The organism is Adhaeribacter sp., from assembly GCF_057359045.1.
The window spans coordinates 16,375-31,122 of record NZ_JBMQUD010000093.1 but is presented as its reverse complement, the minus strand read 5'-3'; the positions used below and the strand labels follow the sequence as shown (position 1 = coordinate 31,122).

6 protein-coding genes are annotated in these 14,748 nt (G+C 45.0%); 3 read left to right on the top strand and 3 right to left on the bottom strand.

Features of this window, described 5'->3' with window-relative positions:
• Nucleotides 1–100: 100 nt before the first annotated feature.
• The 3 genes from ACO1R6_RS14580 to ACO1R6_RS14570 form a co-directional block, all read right to left on the bottom strand.
• Nucleotides 101–2,032, bottom strand: a complete 1,932-nt coding sequence (locus ACO1R6_RS14580) for a heparinase II/III domain-containing protein (protein ID WP_486265632.1) — start codon at nt 2,030–2,032, stop codon at nt 101–103.
• 99 nt (nt 2,033–2,131) lie between these two features.
• A complete protein-coding gene (locus ACO1R6_RS14575) occupies nt 2,132–3,829 on the bottom strand; it encodes a RagB/SusD family nutrient uptake outer membrane protein (protein ID WP_486265631.1) in 1,698 nt (565 codons plus the stop codon).
• A 12-nt stretch (nt 3,830–3,841) separates the two neighbouring features.
• Nucleotides 3,842–7,036, bottom strand: coding sequence for a SusC/RagA family TonB-linked outer membrane protein (locus tag ACO1R6_RS14570; RefSeq protein WP_486265629.1), 3,195 nt, complete (start codon nt 7,034–7,036; stop codon nt 3,842–3,844).
• 865 nt (nt 7,037–7,901) lie between these two features.
• On the opposite strand from ACO1R6_RS14570, the gene ACO1R6_RS14565 reads away from it, so the two are divergent.
• The 3 genes from ACO1R6_RS14565 to ACO1R6_RS14555 all read left to right on the top strand — a co-directional run bounded on the left by ACO1R6_RS14565 (nt 7,902) and on the right by ACO1R6_RS14555 (nt 14,583).
• Nucleotides 7,902–10,019, top strand: a complete 2,118-nt coding sequence (locus ACO1R6_RS14565; protein WP_486265628.1) for a right-handed parallel beta-helix repeat-containing protein — start codon at nt 7,902–7,904, stop codon at nt 10,017–10,019.
• A gap of 74 nt (nt 10,020–10,093) precedes the next feature.
• Entirely contained in the window at nt 10,094–11,401 is a 1,308-nt protein-coding gene (locus tag ACO1R6_RS14560) for an SGNH/GDSL hydrolase family protein (RefSeq protein ID WP_486265627.1), read from the top strand.
• Between the two features lie 278 nt (nt 11,402–11,679).
• Nucleotides 11,680–14,583 carry a PVC-type heme-binding CxxCH protein gene (locus ACO1R6_RS14555; RefSeq protein WP_486265626.1) on the top strand — a complete coding sequence of 968 codons (2,904 nt, stop codon included), beginning with the start codon at nt 11,680–11,682 and terminating at the stop codon, nt 14,581–14,583.
• Nucleotides 14,584–14,748: the final 165 nt, after the last annotated feature.

The window sequence follows — 14,748 nt, the reverse complement described above, 5'->3', positions numbered from 1 at the left end:
GGGATTCGGGGAGATGTAATCTGGTAGCTTTTGATATTACCTACGCAACTACTCTCCTAATCTTTACCCCGGAGCGGAAGACAGCCAGCTACACTTATTGTTATTTACCTGCCGAAATTTTATAAATATATTGCCCTTTTTGTAAGGTTTTATTTGCTTTTAAGGTTAGGCGATGAATTTCTTCTCCCCAAACGTTGGCCAACCTTTTATCAGGTAAAGGAATCTTTTCGGTTTGGGCTTTAAAGGTTTTGGCATCGTAGGTTAAGATTACCATTTCGTTGCCCACGACTAGCTTAACCGTGCCGGCCTGCGAAATATCCGGCTTTTGCCAAACCAGGAAGTTTATGTGGTTGGGGATTTTTGCATTTTTTAATTCAAAATTATCGGTAATGGTTAAGCCGCCTTCCGGGGCCAGGTTGTAGGTGCGTTGCCAGTTTTTTACACCCGTCTGCTCCGGGTAACTGCCGGCAATGTCTAAAGAAAACTGCTGTTTTGCTTCGTTAAAAGAAACCGCCCGCGAACGGTATTGATGGCCAAAAGATTGCGGTGTACCATTTATGACTGGTAGGTTGTGGTAATTACTTTGCATGGTCCAGATGGAGTAGCGTTCGTTACTAAAGGTTTGGCGGGTATAGGTGCCAACCCCGGCATCAATAAATACCGGCACTTTATTTAAATACAGCGAAAAGGTGCCCACATCGTTATGATTATGACTCTCAGCATTGAAACCTCCTTTGGCGGCAAAGAAAAAGCCGGTTTTGTTTTTCATGTAACAGAATTCGGTTTCGGGATACCAAACTGCGGCATAATTTGGCAAAGCCGCCGACGTAGCATTTAAGCCATCGTTATAAGCCATTTCTTCTAATGCCCGGAACAAATCGCGACCGACAGCAATGGCAGTTGTGTTTTTCTTGCCGTGCAGGTAGGCGGCAAAGTGGGTCATGGTTTGGCTGTTAACTGCTTTACCGTAACGGTAAATCAACCCGGCATTGCCCCCGCCTTTGGCCGAAGCATCGGCAAAGTTTACTACCCAACCATCACCCACATAAGAATTGGCAATATACTCCCCCATATTTTTAATAATAGGTTCGTCGAAAACAGAGATTTTGCCATTGGTGGCGTAGCTGAGCAGTTGCAGATAATCGTACAGTTTGCCGGCCGCATGACCCCAGTAGGAGGGGCCTTCTTCGCAGGCGCCATCGGTTTTGGTGTAATTAATAAATGCATCGGTCGAGACCATGATCCGGTGAACGCCGGCTGCTAATTTTTCCGGATTATCTTCGATGAGTAAAAAAACGGTAAGCACGTTAAAATTACACCACGGGTTCCAGTTATTTACAATTTCGTTGGGCTTTAAAGCAAAGGCCTGCCACCAGAAATCGCTCCGCTGCATATAGGTAGTCAGGACCCGCTCTTGTAAGGTTTGTTTTAAGCGTTTCGCAATTACCGGATTTATTTTATCAAATGGTTCCTGAAAGAAATAATGTACCCAGGCCAGCAAAGAGCCAATGTCGCCGACTGTAAGATCGATTACGTGTTCCTGGTAGTCGGGTAAAGAACGTTTAGAGGTTTGATACGCACCTAAATGCGCTGAAAGAGCCCACGAAGTCATTTCAGAAAATACCCAAACACCGTTTACAATCTGGTTTATAAAACGACCTTTGCCTTCGCATAATTCTGCCAGCACCAGGGCACTCAGGGCATTGCTGTTGGCACCAAACGGACCTTCCATAATGGTACGGGAACCGCTTTTTTCAAACTCGATGTAATCCGTTGCTTTTACAACTTTCCATTCGTAGTCCAAGTATTTTTCACCTTCTTGTATTTGCGCATTTTTAAATTTACCCGATAGTTTATCCCAGGCCGCCCGGTTGGTATAAGCCGGATATTGAATCCATTTTTTATCTTTTACCAAGGCTGCTAAAACCTGTTCTGGGGTGGCTTTTTTCTGTAACAGATTTCTTTTTTCGTAACTAAAACCAGAACGTGCGAACAGACAGAGTAGAAATAAAACAGTTAAAAATTTAGGCATGCTTAAAGCTTTTAAATGAATGTAAGTAAAGTATTTAGCCGATTTCAGAAAAGGGTAATAAAAAAGAGGGAGCCATTAAGCTCCCTCTTTTCATGCTAATTACCAGCCCGTATTTTGTTCTAATTTAGAATTGGTTTCTATTTCCTGGGCCGGAATGGGCCAGATTACGTGCCGATCCTGGAAAGTTCGGGTTAATAGGTTATCACCCACAATGCTTTTCTCAATAACACCTTGGGTATATTGCTTAAGCAAGCCCCATCTTTTCAGGTCGAAATACCGGTGACCTTCGCAGGCAAGTTCTACAGCCCGCTCGTGCACAATACGTTTAAACATATCTTCTTTACTGCCTACAGCCAGAGCTGCCGGACCGCTGTTTAAGCCAGGCATGGCAGAGCGCGCCCGCACTTTGTTTACTTCCACAATGGCTTTACTTAACTGACCCGATTCGTTATAAGCTTCGGCCAACATTAAAAGTACATCGCCTAAACGGATAAGCGGAAAATTTATAGGCGTATGGGCCCGGTCGGTAATATCGCCACCCATGTTGCCTTCGGGTACAAACTTGCGCCAAACGTAAGTTAACCAGCCCCGGTTGTTCCGGATCTGACCAAAGTTTTCGTTTACGCCGGTAGCCAGCACCAATTGCATCTGACGCGGTGCGTTGGCATTCCAGCCTAATTGATAAGAGTAAGGTACTACCAGGGTTTGGGTCATACGCGGATCGCGGTTCCGGTAAATTTGACCCAGTTTAGCCGTGTCGGGAATGGTTACCAGGCGGCCGTTGGTCTGGGTAGCCATCATGGCGGCTCTTTTTACGTTGTTATTGGTAGTATAGCCAGGGAAGTGAACGTCCCAGTTAAAGGGAGAGCCATCTTTATTCTCGTACATATCGGCTAGGGTAGTGGTGGGCAAACCATTATTCCAGTCGCTGCCAAACGTAGAGCGGGTACCTAAATAAAATGCCAACGGCATACCGTACGGGAAACCAACGCCCCCTCTGTTCTGAATCGCGAAGATCATTTCCTTGCTGTTGTGGCCAGCAGGTTTAAATAAATTGGCGTAATTAGAATAGAGCTCGTACCCGTAATTATTCGATTTGTTGTAAACAATTTCTTCGAAGTCCAGGGTAGCTTTATCCCACTCTTTGTTGAATAAATAAACTTTACCTCGTAAGGCATAAGCAGCACCTTTGGTGGCCCGGCCAAGCTGGCCAGCGGGGTAAGAAATCGGTAAACCTTCTATGGCAGCCGTTAGATCAGCCAGAATAAATGCGCGTACTTCTGCTTCGGTGCTTCTGGGCAGCAGTAGCTGATTAAAATCGCGGTTCAGGTTAACGGTTTCGTTGTAAAGCGGTACCCCGCCAAAAAGATTCATGAGTTGGAAATAATATAAACCTCGCAAAAAACGCGCTTCCGCTATAAAAGCCTTTTTGGAATCTTCGGAGATGGTCATTTGGGAAATGTTCTGAATGACCGAGTTGGCGCGTTGTACTCCATCAAAACCACTCCGCCAGCGATTTACAGAAATAGCGGTGCGGTCGGTAAAGTTACCGTTAATAATGTCGCCCATACCCTGCGGATCGTAGCCTACGGCAATTTCGCTCAGGTTGTCGAACATAAAGTACAACCCAAAAGTATACTGGTCTTTTAATTCGGCGTAGGTGCCCATCATACCCTGTAGGGCGTGTTCCTCAGTTTTCCAGAACGAACCGGCACTTACCTTGTCGTAAGGTTGGGTGTCGAGATCATAACAACTGGTAACCGATAGTAATAATAGTAAATAAAGTATTTTCTTCATGATTATTAAAACTTAAAAAGTAAGATTTATACCTACCAAAGCCTGTTTCATACTCGGATAATTAACACCGCTTACCTCGGGGTCAAATCCTCGGTAGTTGGTAAAGGTCAGGTAATTTTCAAGACTGCCATATACCCGGAAAGAGGCTATTTTAACTCTTTCGGTAATGGTTTTAGGTATGGTATAGCCCAATTGAATATTTTTCAGGCGCATGTACGAACGATCTTGTAACCAGAAATCGCTGTTACGGGTATTGCGGGTATCGGTATAATTAAGCAAACGGGGGTAAGAAGCATCTGTACGCCCGGTATACCAGCGGCCATTGGCCACATCCTGGTTAATCTGGTAGCCCCAGCGTACGCCGGTAGTGTGGTAGATATCGGTCCAGATGGTTTCCAGACCCGACGAGCCCTGGAATAAAGCCGAGAAGTCAAAGTTTTTCCAGTCGAAACCCAGATTGAAACCATAGAATACCCGGGGAGCCGTGCCATGCCCCGTTGTATAGCGGTCATCGTCGTTAATAATGCCATCGCCGTTCATATCCTTGTACAACAAATCGCCCATTTGGGGCCTGCCGTAAGCGGCAAATGGATTGCGTTTTACACCGGTGGCCGGGTCTACAGGCGCATTATCGATCATGCTTTGTACCATAGCCAGGTCACTATCCGTCTGAATAATCCGGTCCACAGCCAATACATATTGTGTATTAATGGCGTAACCTTCCTGAATTAAGTTAGAGCCGCTAATGGTGCGTTCTTTACCTTTAAATTTGGTAACCTCATTATCCACAAAACTAAAGTTACCGCCAATCTGGTAATTAAAATCTTTTATTTTATTGCGGTAGTTCAGGTTAAGCTCAATACCGCGGTTTTGTACCTGCGCTGCGTTTTGTTTGGGAATAGACGCATTACCTACCACCAGCGGCGCCGGTAAATCAATCAGAATGTTTTTGGTGGTTTTATCAAAAACTTCTAACGAACCGTCTAGCTGGTTATTAAATAAGCCAAAGTCTATACCCAAATTAGAAATATAGGTGCTTTCCCAGGTAAGCGCCGCATTTGAAAGCGCCGTTTGGGCAAAACCAACATATAAATTGTTATTCAGGATATAGTTGGCGGCATTGTAAACTGCCTGGTAGTCGTAATTTCCTACGGCATTGTTACCCAAAGATCCGTAAGAAGCCCGTACTTTTAAGCTGGGCATCCAGGCAAGGTTATAAAAAGATTCTTCGGAAATACGCCAGCCCGCCGAGAAAGAAGGGAACACGCCCCAACGACTCGAACCGGACGCAAACCGCGAGGTTCCGTCGCGCCGCAGGTTAGCCTCGAACAAATATTTATCGTCCCAGGTAAGGTTTAAACGCCCAAAGTAAGAGCGCATGGCCCAGTCGTTGGTATTACCACCAGCTGCTGCATCGGCGGTAGCCGCATTAATAACACTTAGAGAAGGATCAACTAAATCAAGTTTACTAGCATTAAAAAAGCTATATTTATAATATTCCTGGCTGGCGCCTACCATCACATTCATGGCTAATTTTTCCATAAATGTTTTGTCGTACCGGACAATAGCGTCCATGTAATACTGGTAATTTTTACTATTCTGATTCTGTACCGAAGTCCGGCCGGTTCCGGCAGTAGCCACAGCGTTATTTAAGAAATTCCAACGGTCATTAAATACCGGTTGTTGGTAGCGCAACGTATCGTCAAACACATAGTTAAAAGAACCTTCGATGGATAATCCTTCTAGCGGTTGCAACTTGCCATAAAACCGACTCGTTAATTTATTTTGCTGGATATTTCCTTTTTGACTATATAGGCGGTGTATTACGTTATTCGACTGCGGATCGTCTTCGGTGTTGTTGGGGCTACCAAACCGTCCGTCCGGGGCTCTTAACACCATACCGGGCGTACTGGCGGCCGCGTAGGTAAATACATCATTCAGAATATTTGTGCCGATGTCCCTCTTAGCTACAATACCATTTAGTTGGGTGCCTAAAGTAAGCCAGGGTTTAACATTGGCTTCCAGATTCAGGCGCATGCTATATCTTTGGTAACCAGCCTTTTCAATTACCCCGGGGTTATCGAGGTAACCAAAAGATCCGAAAAACCGGGTGGTCTGGCTACCGCCTGAAAAAGAGAAATTGTGGTTCTGCAGCAGGTTAGATTTAAAAACTTCGTCGGTCCATTGCGTGTTCGGGTATTTCAACGGATCGCCACCTTCATTGGCCCGCCACTCATCAATCATGGCCTGGGAAAATATTGGCTTAGCGTTATTGTCGGAGTTAAAGAACCCTTCGTTAACCAGTTCCATGTAATCGGCGTAGTTCGAAATGGTTTTTACCACGTTAGCTGGTTTGGCCGTAGAGAAAAAAGTATTATAATTTACCGTAAACTCGCCTGATTTTCCTTTTTTGGTGGTAATCAGAATAACCCCATTAGCTGCCCGTGAACCGTAAATAGACGCCGAAGCGGCATCTTTCAGGACCGAAACACTTTCAATATCCTGCGGGTTCAAGTGGTTCATGTTACCAACGGCGCCGTCAATAATTACCAGCGGGTCGGAGTTATTCAGGGTACCCTGGCCCCGGATCCGGAGGGTAGCATTATCGCCGCCGGGGCGGCCGCTGCCCTGGTTTACCGATAAACCGGAAGCCAAACCGGCTAAGCCCGAAGAAACCGAGGTAATAGGCCGGCTTTCGGTTTGCTTGGCCAGATCAATAGTAGCTACGGCACCGGTTAAATTGGCTTTCTTCTGGGTGCCATAACCTACTACTACCACTTCTTCCAGGGTTTTGGCATCTACCTGTAAGGTTACGTTTACCGTGGTTTGGCCGTTGGTAATGGCAACTTCGCGGGTTATGTAACCAATGTACGAGAAAATAAGGGTGCCGCTGGCGCTGGGCAAGCTAAGACTATATGAACCGTCGGCTCCCGTTGCCGTGCCATTAGAAGTACCTTTTAATACAACTGTTACCCCAGGTAAAGGCTCGCCTTTTTCATCGGTTACTTTGCCTTTAATATCGGCTACCACAAAATTATTGGTGGGCGAAAATGGTGTACTTGCCGGGCCGGTAGCTTGCATAGCCGAAACTGATGCCAGTACCGGAATTTTTTGGTTTTGGGCGGTGGCTGCTCCCGATAAGTGCAGACAAATCAGCGCGGTTGCTAAGCCAAATTTGCCTAATCGGGGCTTTATTGTTTTGTACATAACTTGTTTGGTTAGTGGTAATATTTAGTTTATATTAAAAGTGTTAAAATATTTAAAATCAATTTTTTAATTAAAATATTAATTAGTTTAAACCGTATATTTTGGATTGAAGTACCTGTTCATCTACTCGTTTTATAAATAAGTATGCTGTGTACGTACACACCTGAATTAAAATAAATCAGGATGATGGCCGCTGAAACTAGTTAACTAATATCAATGCTGTAGAATAATAATTTGCCACCTCGTTACCGGCAGGAGTTTTGTACCTGCGTTTTTACAGCCAAAACCTGATTTAGCTATAGCAATTATAACTAAAACCCAGAGGTAAACAAAATGAGGTGATGTACCTAAAGCTACTGTTAATGTAATAAGGCAAGGATAATTAGACAGTATTATTAGAGAGGTTTTAAGAATAAGGTAAATGTTTTACAAAATTGTAAATATGGGAACGTTAGCATCAATGATTTTAATATTAAGTAAAATTAAAATTTAAAGCTGTTTTGGGGTAAACCGGAAAAACAAAATTAATTTATTATTTAACATAAAATAAGCAATATAGAACTTGGTTCTCTAAGACTTAAATAAACTAACTAAGTAAATTCTCCGGGAATATTACCCAGTAAAGCCTTGAGCCTGTAGTCGGAATAATATTGTCAGGATTATTTTAATTAGTAGCCTCCTGCTTTGTGCTTTGTCTATTCAGGATAAATGAAGCAAAAAAGAAAAGGTCCTGAAAGCAAAATTTAATATGATGCTCACGCCGCCATAGTTGATTTCTGAAAAAATAAAGAATTTATTTAAGGTATAATCTTTTATGGTTTGCTGCGCTCTGATTTTTTGGTTACAGACTTTAAATATTTAGCGGATGAAATATATTTTTCTATTTACCTGTTTATTCTTTGTGAACTGGCGGTTGCAGGCGGCCGATGTTTACAAATTTTATGTGGCACCAAATGGCAGTAACAGCTCCGATGGTTTAAGTTTAGATAAACCTTTTGCCACTATAGAGCGGGCGCGGGAGGCAATCCGGGAAATTAAGCAAAACGGTAAATTAAATAAACCGGTAGAAGTTTATATGAGGGGAGGGCAATACACCCTGCAGCAGCCTTTGGTTTTTACTTACGAAGATTCGGGTACGGAAACTACGCCCATAACCTACACCGCTTACCCCAACGAGAATGTTATATTGCAAGGCGGCAAAATATTAAAAGGCTGGAAACCTTACAAAAATGGTATCTGGATGACCAAGGTACCGGAAGTTAAAGCGGGTAAATGGAAATTCCGGCAGTTGTTTGTGAACGGCGAAAAACGGCTACGCGCCCGCCACCCGAATACCGGTTTTATGCGGGTTAAAGGTTTTCCGGACGGAGCCTTAGACGTAGATTACCACAAAGATTGCCAGCGCTTTGAATATGCTGCCGGCGACCTGAACCCCAACTGGATTAATCCCGAAGATGTTGAAGTTATTGTGTATCATTTCTGGACCGATTCGCACCTGCCCATTCAAACCATAGACCCGAAAACCCGCATTGTAACATTTAAGCACAAAGCCGGCAAACGGTTTACCGACGATTTTACCGGCAATGGTGCGCGGTATATAGTCGAAAATGTATGGGAAGCTTTGGATGCGCCCGGCGAGTGGTACTTAAACCGCAAAACCGGTATACTTTATTACTACCCACATCCCGGCGAAGACCTGAACCAGGCCGAGATAGTGGCACCGGTAAGCCCTGAATTTATACGTTTAGAAGGCGATGCTGTAGCGAAAAAACCAGTTGCACATTTAAATTTTAAAGGTTTTACCTTCCAATATAATAACTGGGACTTGCCCGCCGGTAATTCCAACGATGCCCAGGGCTCGGCAAGCGTACCGGCCTGTATTACTTTAAGCGGGGCTTATAACAACACGTTTACCAATTGCACTATCCAAAACACCGGTACCTTTGCTTTCGATATTATTCAGGGTTCCCGGCATAATAAAATAGCCCATTGTACCCTGCGTAACTTAGGGGCCGGCGGCATCCGGATAAATGGCGGCCGGGAAAAAGAACATCCGTTACTCCAAACCAGCTACAACCAGGTTACCGATAATTATATTAATTATTACGGGCTGGAATTTCCCTCGGCGGTTGGGGTAATGATTATGCATGCCAGCCATAACCAAATTTTGCATAACGAAATAGCACACGGCTTTTACACCGGTATTTCGGTGGGCATGGTGTGGGGCTACAAGCGCAGTGTGGCTACGCATAACTTAATCTCTTATAACCACATTCACGATATTGGCTTAGCCGGCTTGCTTTCCGATATGGGCGGCATCTATACCTTGGGGGTTTCGGCGGGTACGATTTTAAAAAATAATTTAATACATGATGTAAATGCTAACCATTACGGGGGCTGGGGCATTTACCTCGACGAAGGCAGTTCGCATATTCTGGTTGAAGATAATATTGTGTACAATACCAAATTTGCCCCGTTTAATATTCACTACAGCAAAGAAGTAACGGCCCGTAACAATATTTTTGCCCTTGGCAAACTGGAGCAGGTAAGCCGCCAGCGAGTAGAGCCCCACAAAAGTGTTTACTTCGAAAATAATATTGTTTACTGGAAAGAAGGGCCACTTTTTGTAAAAGATTGGCAAGACAAACCTTACCCGTTTCATACCGGAGCCATTCAAAAATCCCAGGAAATGCAAAGCACTTTCGATATGGATTACAACCTGTACTTTAATCCTACGGCTAGCCGTGATAATCTTAAATTTAATGGATTGAGTTGGGCCGACTGGCAAAAAGCCGGAAAAGATGTTCATTCAATTTATGCCGATCCGCTGTTTAAAAATCCGGAAAAATATGATTTTACTTTACTGCCAGGGTCGCCGGCTTGGGCACTTGGTTTTAAGCCGATAAGTATAAATACCGTTGGCCCACGTAAAGCCGCTGCGCCATTAAGCGATACAACTTCTAAACTGGTCCCGACAAAATAGAAATCGCTATAAGCTGTAGGTTTTTATTTAACCCAGAGCAGAAAATACATTTGGTTTACTTTAATATACACGCTATGCCTCGCCACATCTCATTTAAATATAGTTTATTACTCCTTCTGCTCGGGTTAACTTTAAAACTGCGGGCGCAACCCGATAGCCTTTCGGTGCCGCAAGAAACCCGGATAAGAGGAGGTTTACCCCATATTTTAGATAAATTAAAAAATGGCCAGTTGGTAAACATGGTGTATTTAGGGGGCAGTATTACCAATGCCGCCGACGGTTACCGCGAACAAAGTACTGCCTGGTTGCAAAAGCAATATCCGCAGGCTAAAATACAAAGTATTAACGCTGGTATTGGCGGCACCGGCTCCGATTTTGGAGCTTTTCGGGTGGGTAGCCAGGTATTACCCTACAAACCCGATTTGGTTTTTATAGAATTTGCCGTTAACGACCAAAACCGGGAGCCGGCTCAAATTAAGGAAGCCATGGAAGGCATTGTGCGGCAAATCTGGCAAAATAATTCGCGTACCGATATTCTTTTTGTGTACACCCTTACCGCCGATATGGCTGCTACGTTACAAGCCGGCAAACTACCCGCTTCGGCCCGGGCCATGGAAGATATTGCCCAATATTACAATATTCCGTCGGTGCACATGGGCTTAGAGGTAGTGGCTTTGGCTGCCGCCGGTAAACTAATATTTAAAGGCACTCCGGAGGAATTTCCCGGTAAAACCGTTTTTTCCCGCGATAATGTCCATCCTTATCCGGATACCGGCCACCGCTTGTATACCGAAGCCTTGGGGCGGGCATTCAGCCGTATGCAAAACGCCAATCTGCCCGCTACCAAGCGCCGCTTGCCTAAGCCGCTTAGTTCTGCAAATTGGGAAAAGGCCCAAATGATTTCGGTTAACCAAATAGCACGCACCGGCAACTGGCAGGAGGTAGGCGCGCACGACGCCAATATTAAACCATTACTACCTAAACTGATGCCTTTCGTGCTAAAATCTACTACACCGGGTGCCGCGTTAACGTTTAAATTTAAAGGTACTCGTTTTGGTTTAAATGATGTTATGGGGCCCGGTACCGGCACCTACGAAATAATTATTGATGGTGGCACGCCGCAAATTTACCGGCGCTTCGATAAATATTGCACCTACTACCGCGCCAATTACTTTATCTCGCCGGTTTTAAAACCTGGTTTGCATACCGTGCAAATTCGGGTATCGGACGCGCAACCTGATAAAAAAGTTATTCTGCAGGACAACCCAACCGACCTGGAAAAGAATCCGGAAAAGTATAGCGAGAATGCCTGCTATGCGAGTGGTTTGTTATTGCTGGGGGAGTTGGTAAGTAATTTAAACCCGGCACTGCATCGTGGTTAGACTTAATTCAGGTGAATATTTACTTAACTACTTTAACCAATTTCCGACGGCAGTAGCTATAAAATGGTTCTGTATGGCTAAGCATTTATCCGGAATATTTATTCAGCCAGGAGTTAAGTGTTATTTATACTTTTTTCGATAATATTTAAGGCTAACTTAAAATAAGGCACTTTATATTACCCGTTTATAGTAGAATTTTATTTAATTTAAATTCAAATAAAGAGGCCTTAGAATTCTTTATCATTTTTATTTTTCCCCATCACCACAATAATTAAGGTATGAAAATTAAATGGCTTGCCGTCGGTGTACTATTAACCGGCATATCGGCTTATAAACTCAATCCTGATTTTGAGCTTAAGCTGGCGCAAAAGAAATTTTCGGCGGATACCCAGTTGTACTTGCCCGAAGATTTAGAAGTATCGCTTTGGGCCGAATCGCCCAAGTTTTTTAATCCGACCAATATGGATGTGGATGCCAAAGGGCGGATCTGGGTAACCGAAGCCGTAAATTACCGCTTGTATAACAACAAACCGGCCGGGCGGCTTACCCACGAACAAGGCGACCGGGTAGTTATTCTGGAAGACAAAGATGGCGATGGGGTAGCCGAAACCTCTAAAGTTTTTGTGCAGGACAAAGATTTAGTAGCGCCCTTGGGTATTTCGGTCATTGGCAATAAAACCATTGTATCGAGTGCGCCTTCTATTATTGTGTATACCGACGAAAATGGCGACGATAAACCCGATAAAAAAGAAACTTTTTTAACCGGTTTTGGCGGCCTGGATCACGACCACAGTTTGCACGCCATGTTTGCCGGCCCCGATGGTAAATATTATTTTAACGCCGGTAATGCGGGTCCGCACATAGTAACCGATAAAGGTGGCTGGACTTTACGCTCCGGCAGTAATTACAACGGCGGCTCGCCGTATAACAAAGATAACAAAGGCGGCCTGGTAAGCGACGACGGTAAAGTGTGGGTGGGTGGTATTGCCATGCGCATTAACCCCGATGGGACCGGCCTGACCGTGTTGGGCCATAATTTTCGGAACTCTTACGAATTAACCGTAGACTCGTACGGCAATATGTGGCAAAACGATAACGACGACGACGGCAACAAAGGCGTGCGGGTATCGTGGTTAATGGAAGGCGGCAATATGGGCTACGCCAGTGCCGACGGCACCCGCCGCTGGCAAGCCGACCGCCGGCCGGGTCAGGAAACCATAACGGCGCACTGGCACCAGGAAGACCCAGGGGTAATGCCGCTTGGCGATAATACCGGCGCCGGTTCTCCTACGGGTGTGGCTTTTAACGAAAGCGATTTACTCGGAGAAAAATACCGGGGCATGCTGCTGGCCTGCGAAGCCGGCCGTAACGTGGTTTTAGCTTACAAACCCCAAACGCAAGGAGCCGGTTACAGCTTAAAACGCCAGAATTTTATTACCTCCTTAAAAGAAGATGAAGTAGAAAACGCCAAAAGCCGCGCTACCGACAACGACAAAGCCAAATGGTTCCGGCCCAGCGATGTGGTAATTGGCGCCGACGGAGCCATTTACATTGCCGACTGGTACGACAGCATGGTAGGCGGGCACCGCATGACCGATAGTACCGGCCGTGGCCGCATTTACCGGATTACGCCCAAAGGTAAAAAGCTGACTACGCCTAAAATTAACCTGAAAAACACCAAAGGCCAAATAGCCGCTTTATTGAGCCCGGCGGTTAATGTGCGTAATGCTGGTTTTGTGGCCCTGGCTAGCCAAGGGGGCAAGGCTGTAAAAGACGTGAAAAAATTATTAGCTTCTGAAAACCCGTATTACCGCGCCCGCGCCATTTGGCTATTGGCCAATATGGGACCTACCGGCGTAGCCGAAGTAGAAAGCCAATTACAAAACAGTGAACCAAATTTACGCATTACTGCTTTCCGGGCTTTGCGGCAGGTAAAACCAGATATATTGCCTTATGCCCAAAAGTTAAGCCAGGATCAGTCGGCAGCAGTGCGCCGCGAGGTAGCCGTAGCCCTACGAGATGTGCCTTTAGAGAAAATGCAGGATATAGCCCTTAAACTGGCTGCGCAGTACGATGGGCATGACCGTTTTTATTTAGAAGCCATTGGCCAGGCCCTGCAAAACAAAGAAGAAAAAGCTTATCCGGTATTATTGGCGCAACTGGGCAACAACCAGGCCCTGAACTGGAACCCGACTTTTGCTGATCTGGCTTGGCGCTTACACCCGCAGGCCGCCGTACCGGCTTTAAAGGAAAGAGCCGGCGCTGCCCAGTTATCGGAAGAACAACGCAAAAAAGCAATTGTGGCATTAGGTTTTGTTAAAAGTCAGGCGGCCGCCAATGCCATGCAGGATTTAATGGCCAGCAACTTAAAAGATGTGTCGGAGCAGGCTTTGTGGTGGTTGCGCTACCGTAAAAGCAACGAATGGAGCAATTTTAATCTGCCCCAATTACCGGAGCCGGCAACGGTAAACGCCGAAATGCAAAAAGCCATGCTGGCCCACAAAACAAAATTACTGGACAACGCTACCACTAAAAAAGACAAGCTTGCAGCCGCAACGGCCATGGCCAAAGACAAAGTTGGCGGCGAAATGTTAATTGGGTTAGCGGCCGAGAAAAAGTTATCGCCCGAAATAACCGCCGAAGTAAGTAAAGTAATTTTTACTAACCCGGATCAGTCGGTAAGGGTATTGGCCAGCGATTACTTTAAAAAACCGGGCGGCACCACCGCTTTGTCTATCCCAAAAATTGCCAAAATGCCCGGCGAAGTGGTTAAAGGCAAAATGGTGTTTCAGAGTAAATGTACTACCTGCCACCGCGTGGGTAAAGAAGGGAACGACATTGGTCCGGAATTAACGGTTATTGGTAAAAAATTCGAAAAGTCTGGTTTGCTCGATGCCATCGTGAACCCCAGTGCCGGTATGGCCTTTGGCTATGAGTCGTGGCTAATCACGAAAAAAGATGGTACTACCGCTGCGGGCTTTCTGCAAGCCGACGGCGAAACCCTGGTGCTGAAAGGCATGGATGGTAAAATGATAAATATTAAAGCCGCCGATGTGGCCACCCGCAAACAGTTTGCCACCAGCATTATGCCCGAACCAACGGCGTTGGGCTTAAACGAAAAAGACCTGGCTAATTTATCAGAATATTTATTAACCCTTAAAACCGATACCAAGCAGCAATAAAGTAAAAAGATTAGTCTAATTTAAAAAAGGTTATGGTTGCGGATTTATTCTGCAACCATAACCTTTTTTTTCTATAAATTGAGCTATTTGAACACTTTGGTCATTATAAATTAAGCAGTGCGCTTAATTACATTCGAGTTATGGTAATCTTAGAAGTGGGTTCGT

What these genes read in the sequence shown, in the direction of transcription:
- ACO1R6_RS14580 (WP_486265632.1), bottom strand. Translation starts at nt 2,032, where the DNA reads ATGCCTAAATTTTTAACTGTTTTATTTCTACTCTGTCTGTTCGCACGT.
- ACO1R6_RS14575 (WP_486265631.1), bottom strand. Translation starts at nt 3,829, where the DNA reads ATGAAGAAAATACTTTATTTACTATTATTACTATCGGTTACCAGTTGT.
- ACO1R6_RS14570 (WP_486265629.1), bottom strand. Translation starts at nt 7,036, where the DNA reads ATGTACAAAACAATAAAGCCCCGATTAGGCAAATTTGGCTTAGCAACC.
- ACO1R6_RS14565 (WP_486265628.1), top strand. Translation starts at nt 7,902, where the DNA reads ATGAAATATATTTTTCTATTTACCTGTTTATTCTTTGTGAACTGGCGG.
- ACO1R6_RS14560 (WP_486265627.1), top strand. Translation starts at nt 10,094, where the DNA reads ATGCCTCGCCACATCTCATTTAAATATAGTTTATTACTCCTTCTGCTC.
- ACO1R6_RS14555 (WP_486265626.1), top strand. Translation starts at nt 11,680, where the DNA reads ATGAAAATTAAATGGCTTGCCGTCGGTGTACTATTAACCGGCATATCG.